This is a genomic window from Dietzia sp. IBK-p2-15D (assembly GCF_057773105.1).
In genome coordinates this window covers 1-7,306 of sequence record NZ_JBYMTK010000019.1, presented here as the reverse complement: position 1 = coordinate 7,306, position 7,306 = coordinate 1, and the positions used below count along the sequence as shown (strand labels likewise).

Genomic DNA, 7,306 nt, shown 5'->3' with positions numbered 1-7,306 from the left:
CGACGAGGCCGGCTCCTCCTGAAGGGAGGAGCCGGCCTCGTCGCCGCCGGGGTCGGGCCAGCAGGTACCGGCAAGACCGCGAGCATGAAACTGGTCGCCCGCACCTGGCAGGACAGCGGCCGAAACGTCATCGGTCTGGCGCCGTCTGCGGTAGAGGCCGGCCACGATCCGCGCGAACTCCGGACCCAGGCCACAGTAAACCTCGAAACCGCAGACTCCCCCGGTGCCGTCCATCGCCCGCCGCCTACGTCACGTGACCACCGCAGGCAGTGGCCGGAGCGCCCTGCCTACTCCCCCACCAGCAACCGCGACGGGCGATCCCGAATTCGCGGCCCGGCTCACCGCCACCCCTGACGAACTGCCGACCTCGCCCGACGAGGACACCGCGCAGGCGCCCACGGTGGACGTGGACGACCTCACCGCCTCCTACCTCGCCCACCAAGCGGCCCTGCCGCCGAAACGGCGACCGGATCGCGATGGGGCTGGACAGCTACCGGGCCAGGCTTCTCACCCGATCTCTGGTGATTTCTCGATCTCACCCCAAGGTCCGGGAGTCGTCTCCACGTGGGCAGTGTCTACCCCGCTATGTGGGAGCCCATCGACCACCTCAGGCCGTGCCCCGGCGGTGGCCCGTTCGGAGGCGAGCTGGTCCGGGGTCAAGCCAACTAGCCGTCCGCCAGCGATGTCGGGTCGTAGCGTTCGGCCGCCCGCGCCCACACCGGGAGGCCTTTGCCCATCCACGAATTCAGATCGCGTCGTCACAGGATCTCGACCGATATGCCTGGCCATGACATCTATTACTAAATAACCTATGTACAAATAGTCGAGGGTAAGACTATGGTGTGTGTCACATCGGAAAGAACGTGAGCCACATCACTAGGCAAGGGAGTAGCGCACATGGATCTGGCGCGGAACAGTAACGACGGTTCAGGGCTGCGGGAGGCATGGTCGCGCTATCAAGCAGCAGCCGAGGAATGCCGAGAGATGCTCGAGGCGACCGACCGGTTCAAGAACGAGCCGCACCTGCGCGGTCAGGCCTACGCGACGCTGGTCGAGGCACAGGCCATGGCCTACAACTTCGCCGTGCAGCCCGTGGTGAACGGGGTCAACGGGGACTGGCCCGAGGTGGGATGGCACACGACCTGGCACCACAACCTGTACCACCTCGGACAGTCGGTCCAGGACTTCCAGTACGGCGGCCTGTTCCTCGACGGCCGCCGCACCTACCGGCTCACCGGTCGCCTCGGCGACGTCGCCCTGTTGCTGCTGCAGGTGCACAACCACCTGCTGGGGGATTCCCGTTCCGAGGAGATCGGCAACTACGACTTCCACGAGGCCTTCGAGATCGGCGAAGACGGCACGTTCGACGTGATCCTGAGTTCGACCACGCAGTCGGGCAACTGGATCGAGCTCGCCGAGGACTCCGACCGGAACTTCCTGCTCCTGCGCCGCATCGTCGGTGACTGGAACGACGACCTCGGCGAAATGCGGATCGAGGTGATCGACTCACCCACGGACCTGGCGCCCCTGGGCTCCGGTGATCCGATCGCGGCGGCCATCGACTCGGCCGCACAGTTCATCGTCTATCTCACCCAGGTGTTCACCGTCGGACTCTACGACACCTACATCCGCTGGGCCGGCGGCAGCAAGAACGCGTGGGCCGCGATGCCTGGTGCGAGCGTGGCGACGGAGCTCATCGGCAGCCGTTCGACTACGTACTGCTCCGCGGTGTTCGAGATCGATGCCGACGAGGCGATCGTCGTCGAGTGGGATGCGCCGGACTCGGCTTACTGGGGATTCCAGGTGGGCGACGTGTGGTCGCGGCCCTTGGACTTCCTCCACCATCAGACCGACCTGAACATGCGGCGAGCCGACATCGGTGCAGACGGCAAGGTGCACGCGGTGCTTTGTCTCGAGGACCCCGGCTTCGCGAACTGGCTCGATCCCTGCGGCAACCTCTCCGGAACGCTGGTCGCACGGAACTACCGCTGCGTCAGCGAGACCGTCCCGCCCCGCCTCACCGTCGTGAAGGTCAGCGAGCTGGCCGAGCATCTGCCGACGACCATGGCGCGAGTCTCCCCCGATGAGCGCTCCGAGAACCTCACCTACCGGCGAGACAGCGTGATGGCCCTGATGGGCCACTGAGCACTCCAGCCACCGACCTGACCGTCATCCATCCAGCAGCGGGCGGGATGTCCGCTCGCCAACCCGAGGAGCCAGCATGTCTCAGTCAACCTTCGAGCGTAAGTCCGATTGGCGTCCGCAAAGCCGTCCGGAGTGGGTCCAGCGAATCAACGAGGAGGGGACGTACCTCGATCTTGAGAGCGTGGTCCCGATCGACGAGGAGTCGCTGATCAGGGCGGCCGTCGAGAACACCGGGCTGTCCGACTTCGGTGACGACGACTGGCGCGAGCCGTTCTCGGTGTTCGTCGACGGGGTGAACAAGGAGGCCGACCTCAACCTCATGGGGCGGTTGATGACCAGGTCGGACCTTATTTACTTCCTGGAGGCGCGCCTGCAGGTGGAGGACACCTACAAGAGGCACCCGGAGATCGACGACGAGGTAATCGAGAACCCGATCTACATCGTCGGCCAGGGCCGCACCGGCACCTCGTTCCTCCAGTCGATCCTCGGCGAGGACCCGGACAACGGCACGCTGACGAACTGGGAGACCTTCTTCCCGTGCCCGCCGCCGGAGGCCTCGACATACGACAGCGACCCGCGCATCGAGAAGGCCGACAAGCTGATCGGGATGTGGAACCGCGTAGCACCGGAGATCGAGGGAATGCATGAGTTCTCCGGTGCCGGCCCGACCGAGAACATCCACCTGCACTGCCTGTCGTTCCGCTCGGCCGCATGGATGATGCTGCTCGGACAGGTTCCGTCGTACGCCGCCTACATGATGCAGCAGGACGGCACGATCCAGTACGAATACGAGAAGCGCGTGCTCAAGCTGCTTCAGTGGAAGAACCCGCGCAAACGTTGGGTGATGAAGAGCCCGGCGGCCCTGCACGACATGCCCAACATCGTGAAGGTCTACCCGGACGCGCGGTTCATCTGGACCCACCGCGATCCCGTGAAGGCGGTGGCCTCGGTCGTGAGCCTGGTCGGGACACTCTTCTGGATGCGGTCGGACCGCCCGTTCTCGAGCGGTGCCCTCGACCAGGTGGTGAACTCCGATATGGCCGCAATGGGGATGACGATGCCCATCGACTGGTTGGAGCAGGGAATCGTCCCAAAGGAGCAGGTCTCGAACATCCATTATCAGGAGTTTGTCCGGCACCCGGTTGACGCCGTGGCGTCCGTCTATAGCGACCTGGGACTGCCGTTGACCGACGAGGCACGTCAGAGGATGCAGACCTACGTGGACGCGCACCTGCGGACGGACCGTCCCGCCCACCGGTATGAGTTCGGAAGCGACGAGATCGTCAGCCACGAGCGCGAGGTCTTCGCCCGCTACCAGGAGTACTTCAACATCCCCGACGAGGTGTGAGCTGGTGACCGCGGAGTTGTCCGGAGTGGAGAACGAGCGGGACCACCACCCGGGCTCGGGGACCACGGGCAGGGCGTCCGCTCGGATACAGCACGCATCCGTGACTTTTCGCCGTCCGCGCGGCGGCGGTGATCTGGTCGCACTGGACGACGTGAGCTTCACATTGCGCCCTGGCGAGCTGTTGGTGCTCGTCGGTCGGAGCGGGAGCGGCAAGACCACGGCCCTCAACCTGTTGGCCGGGCTCGTCGCACCCACCGAGGGGACCGTGGAAACGCTGGGGCTGCCACCTCTGGAGGCCCGGCAGCGCACGGGCTACATGCTGGCGCGGGACGCGTTGCTGCCGTGGCGCACGGCCCTGGGGAACGTGTGTCTCGGATTGGAGCTCACGCCGAGCTCGCGTCGCCAGCGGCGCGAGACGGCCAAGCGGCACCTCGCCGAGGTGCACATGGGCGAGCACGCCACTCACTTCCCCAACGAGTTGTCACAAGGACAGCGGCAGCGCGTGGCGTTGGCGCGCACCTGGGCCACCGAGCCCGAGCTGCTCCTCATGGACGAGCCGTTCTCGGCGGTCGATCCCGAGACGCGCGAGCGCCTGCACACCGTGTTCCTCGACCTGTGGAAGCGGTCCGACCGCTGCAGTGCGGTCTTCGTCACCCATGACCTCAACGAGGCGATCGCCCTGGCCGACCGGATCCTCGTCTTCGCCTCAGGGCGGATCGTCAAGGAGTTCGAAGTGCCCTTCGCACGCCCTCGGGACCTCCTGACGGTCACCCACGACCCGCAGGCCCTGCAGATCTACACCGAGATCCGCGAGATCCTCGCCTCGGACCGACCCGGACAGCGACCTTCGTCCACCCATGACCGCCCTCATTCCTAGGAGCCTGATGATGCTGAAGTCCAAGAACGGCCGCCGCCACAGCCCAGCGGTCGCCCTGACCGGCGGGCTCGTGGCCGCCGCGTGTCTGCTGAGCGCCTGCGGCGGAAGCGGCACGACTGCTGAGGGCGCGGGGGGCGAGGTGACGTTCGTGACCGCGAAGGGCGCCCTCGAGTGGTGGCCGGTGGAGTTCGCTCGCGAACAGGGGATCTTCGCCGACGATGGCCTGGAAGTGAAGAACGTTCAGGCCAAGTCCGGACCGGAGATCACCTCTATCGTCTCCTCGGGCAGCGCCGATGCGGGAATGGGGGTGCTCGATGCCGCCGTGGTGCCGATCGGGCAGGGGGCCGAGATGAGGATCCTCGACATCCCCGGCGTCACCCCTTCGTCCTCCGTCATCGTCTCCCCGGACATCGAGCTGCCCAACGCCGACTCGGGCTATCCTGCCGCCGCGGCCGATCTGGTGGGACTGAAGATCGGGCTCACTGCGCTCGGTTCGCCGGCTCAGCGCTATGTCACCACCGTCCTGGAGGACGCAGGGTTCTCCGCCGACGACGTCACGTTCGTGGCCGTCGGTGCGCCCTCCACGTCGATCCCGGCGTTCACCGAGGGAAAGGTCGACGCGCTGCTCGCCTATGACCCGATCACCCAGATGCTCGGGGAGGACGCCTTCCGGACCGTCGTCACGGCCGAGGATATGGCCGAGCACGCCACCGGCCCGGTCAGCGGTGTCTACTTCATCGCGTCCGACCAGTTCGCGGACGGCGACACAGCCGCCTCGTTCTGCGCCGCCGTGGTGGAGGCGTACGACGCCATCAACGACCCGGCCAACGAGGACGCCGCCGTAGAGAGCCTGTCCCGATGGACGGGGCTGCCAGCGGACACGAGTCTGGCCGTGCTCTCGACCCTGAGGGAGCGGGTCGGCAGCGCGGCGATGGACGAGCCCACCTGGGGATCCGCGGAGGAGTTCCTGAGCGGCGAGCAGCCGGCGTACCAGGACGCCGTGACTGCGGTCTGCGAGTAGGTCATGACGACAGCGGAGACTGCCGCGGCTCGCGGTGTGCGCCCCGTGCGTCAGGTCACGCAGACCTGGGTTGACTCATGGGTCGGCCTGATGGTGGGTCGTCTCGCCGTGGGCCTGCTCATCCTCGCGGTCTGGCAGGCCGTCGCCGTCTCGGGGTGGATCTCGCCGGTGATCTCGAGGACGCCCGGGGAGGTGTTCGGAGCCCTGTGGACGCTGGCCGTGAACGGCGACCTGTGGCCGGCACTCGTCTCGACCCTGTCGGCGACGCTGGCGGCACTGCTGCTAGCCGCGATCGTCGGGATCGGCCTGGGAATCGTCCTCGGGCTGATGCCACGGTTCAACCAGCTCATCGATCCCTATCTCAACGCGATCAACGCGATGCCTCGGATCGCGCTCGCCCCTGTGCTGATCGTCTACTTCGGGATCGGGCAGTCCGGCAAGATCGCGCTCGCCTTCAGCATCGTGGTGTTCGTCGTCCTCATCACCACCCAGGCCGGTGTCCGCGCCGTCGACCGTGAGCACGTGGTCCTCTCGAGGGCGATGGGAATGTCCCGTTTCCAGTTGGTGTCCAAGATCGTGCTGCCGAACGCCGTCCCCTCCATCTTCGCCGGTCTCAGGCTGGGACTGATCTACGCACTCCTGGGCGTCGTCGCCTCCGAGCTCCTTGCCGCCGAGGTCGGGCTCGGTCAGCTCATCGCCGGCTTTGCAGGCTCCTACGACATGGCGTCGGCTTACGCGATCATGCTGGTCCTGGCCGTCATGGGCGCGCTCGTCAACTACGGGATGGCAACGCTCGAGTCGCGCCTGCTCCGGTGGCAGACATGACGGCCCCTGTGCAGTTCGGCTTCCGGCCCGGTGACGTCCTCATCGTCACCGGCGCCGGACGCGGCATCGGTGCGGCCACCGCACGGTGCGCCGCCGCCCAGGGGCTTCGGGTCTCGGCGTGGGACCTCGACCCCGAGGCGGCCGCCGCCACGGCAGCAGACGTCGTCGCGGCCGGAGGCTCCTCGACGTCGTGCGCCGCGGACATCTCTGATCTGGCACAGGTCCGTGCCGCGCTGGAGCGAACGACGGCCGACCTGGGTCCCGCGCGCTACCTCGTCAACTGCGCCAGCCCGTCCTCACTCGACGACCTGGGGTTCGACCACGCGATGCGTATCGCCGTCGGCGGGATGCGGCAGGTGACCGAAGAATGGCTCAGCGGGGCAGGGTCAGACCGGGCCGTGGTCAACGTCTCGTCCACCGCAGGCAACCTGCAGGGGGCCAACTGTGACTGGTACTCCGCCGCCAAGGCTGCCGTCGCAGGCTACACGCGCTATCTCGCCGCCTGCCGCGCCGACCAGCTGCGGGCGAACGCCGTGGCGCCCGGGATGACCGACACTCCGCGTCTGGAGGGAGTTCCGGGGATGGCATCTGGTTCGGGACACGGCGCGTTCCTCGATAGCGATGTCGGCCGCGCCGCGCTCGAACGGGTCCCTCTGGGACGCCTCGCCACCCCCGAGGAGATCGCGCTTCCTGCGCTTTTCCTGCTCTCGCCCTCGGCATCGTTCATCAATGGTGCTCTACTCACAATTGACGGCGGATGGACGCTCACGGTCTGACTTGAGGAAGACCACATCCAGTGACGGCGGACCGCATGCAGACCTCGCGCTTCCCCGCGCACCCCTCGAGCAAGCGGTTGCCAGCTTGGCCAGTGGCGACGAACCGACATTCAACTCCCCTGACAATGGAGTGCCTGGCTCCACCCATCGACCGCTACCCAAACTCCAACAATTAATCTATTGCAATATAGTCGCCTTATAGAGTTTACTTTGAGGCGTAGGTCACATTTACGAGGAGGAAGAACGCATGGTAGACATCTCGCGTCCATGGATCGTGGATACCCCGCTCAGCGAAAGATGGCCGGTCTACACCC

At 66.5% G+C, this 7,306-nt stretch carries 6 protein-coding genes and 1 pseudogene; all 7 read left to right on the top strand.

The genetic code is table 11. From position 1 onward, the window contains the following. Positions 1-159, top strand: a pseudogene (locus tag AC3DEV_RS16610) (AAA family ATPase); the annotation flags it as partial. 825 nt (positions 160-984) lie between these two features. After that, the gene (locus AC3DEV_RS16605) at positions 985-2,145 is read left to right on the top strand and encodes a hypothetical protein (RefSeq protein WP_488372802.1); all 1,161 of its coding nucleotides are present in this window, start codon (positions 985-987) and stop codon (positions 2,143-2,145) included. A 76-nt stretch (positions 2,146-2,221) separates the two neighbouring features. Further along, positions 2,222-3,493 carry a sulfotransferase family protein gene (locus AC3DEV_RS16600; protein WP_488372801.1) on the top strand — a complete coding sequence of 424 codons (1,272 nt, stop codon included), beginning with the start codon at positions 2,222-2,224 and terminating at the stop codon, positions 3,491-3,493. 100 nt (positions 3,494-3,593) lie between these two features. Then, on the top strand, positions 3,594-4,370 hold the full coding sequence (locus AC3DEV_RS16595; RefSeq protein WP_488372800.1) for an ABC transporter ATP-binding protein: 777 nt from the start codon (positions 3,594-3,596) through the stop codon (positions 4,368-4,370). Positions 4,371-4,377: 7 nt separating this feature from the next. Beyond that, the gene (locus AC3DEV_RS16590; protein WP_488372799.1) at positions 4,378-5,391 is read left to right on the top strand and encodes an ABC transporter substrate-binding protein; all 1,014 of its coding nucleotides are present in this window, start codon (positions 4,378-4,380) and stop codon (positions 5,389-5,391) included. Between the two features lie 3 nt (positions 5,392-5,394). Then, positions 5,395-6,216 carry an ABC transporter permease gene (locus AC3DEV_RS16585; RefSeq protein ID WP_488372798.1) on the top strand — a complete coding sequence of 274 codons (822 nt, stop codon included), beginning with the start codon at positions 5,395-5,397 and terminating at the stop codon, positions 6,214-6,216. Beyond that, complete coding sequence (locus AC3DEV_RS16580; RefSeq protein WP_488372797.1) at positions 6,213-6,992, top strand: SDR family NAD(P)-dependent oxidoreductase; 780 nt, start codon at positions 6,213-6,215, stop codon at positions 6,990-6,992. Before AC3DEV_RS16585 ends, AC3DEV_RS16580 begins: the two co-directional genes overlap by 4 nt. The last annotated feature ends 314 nt before the right edge of the window (positions 6,993-7,306 follow it).

Bases quoted from the DNA above. Each gene is read 5' to 3' on its own strand.
- AC3DEV_RS16605 (WP_488372802.1), top strand. From the start codon at position 985: ATGCTCGAGGCGACCGACCGGTTCAAGAACGAGCCGCACCTGCGCGGT.
- AC3DEV_RS16580 (WP_488372797.1), top strand. From the start codon at position 6,213: ATGACGGCCCCTGTGCAGTTCGGCTTCCGGCCCGGTGACGTCCTCATC.
- AC3DEV_RS16600 (WP_488372801.1), top strand. From the start codon at position 2,222: ATGTCTCAGTCAACCTTCGAGCGTAAGTCCGATTGGCGTCCGCAAAGC.
- AC3DEV_RS16590 (WP_488372799.1), top strand. From the start codon at position 4,378: ATGATGCTGAAGTCCAAGAACGGCCGCCGCCACAGCCCAGCGGTCGCC.
- AC3DEV_RS16585 (WP_488372798.1), top strand. From the start codon at position 5,395: ATGACGACAGCGGAGACTGCCGCGGCTCGCGGTGTGCGCCCCGTGCGT.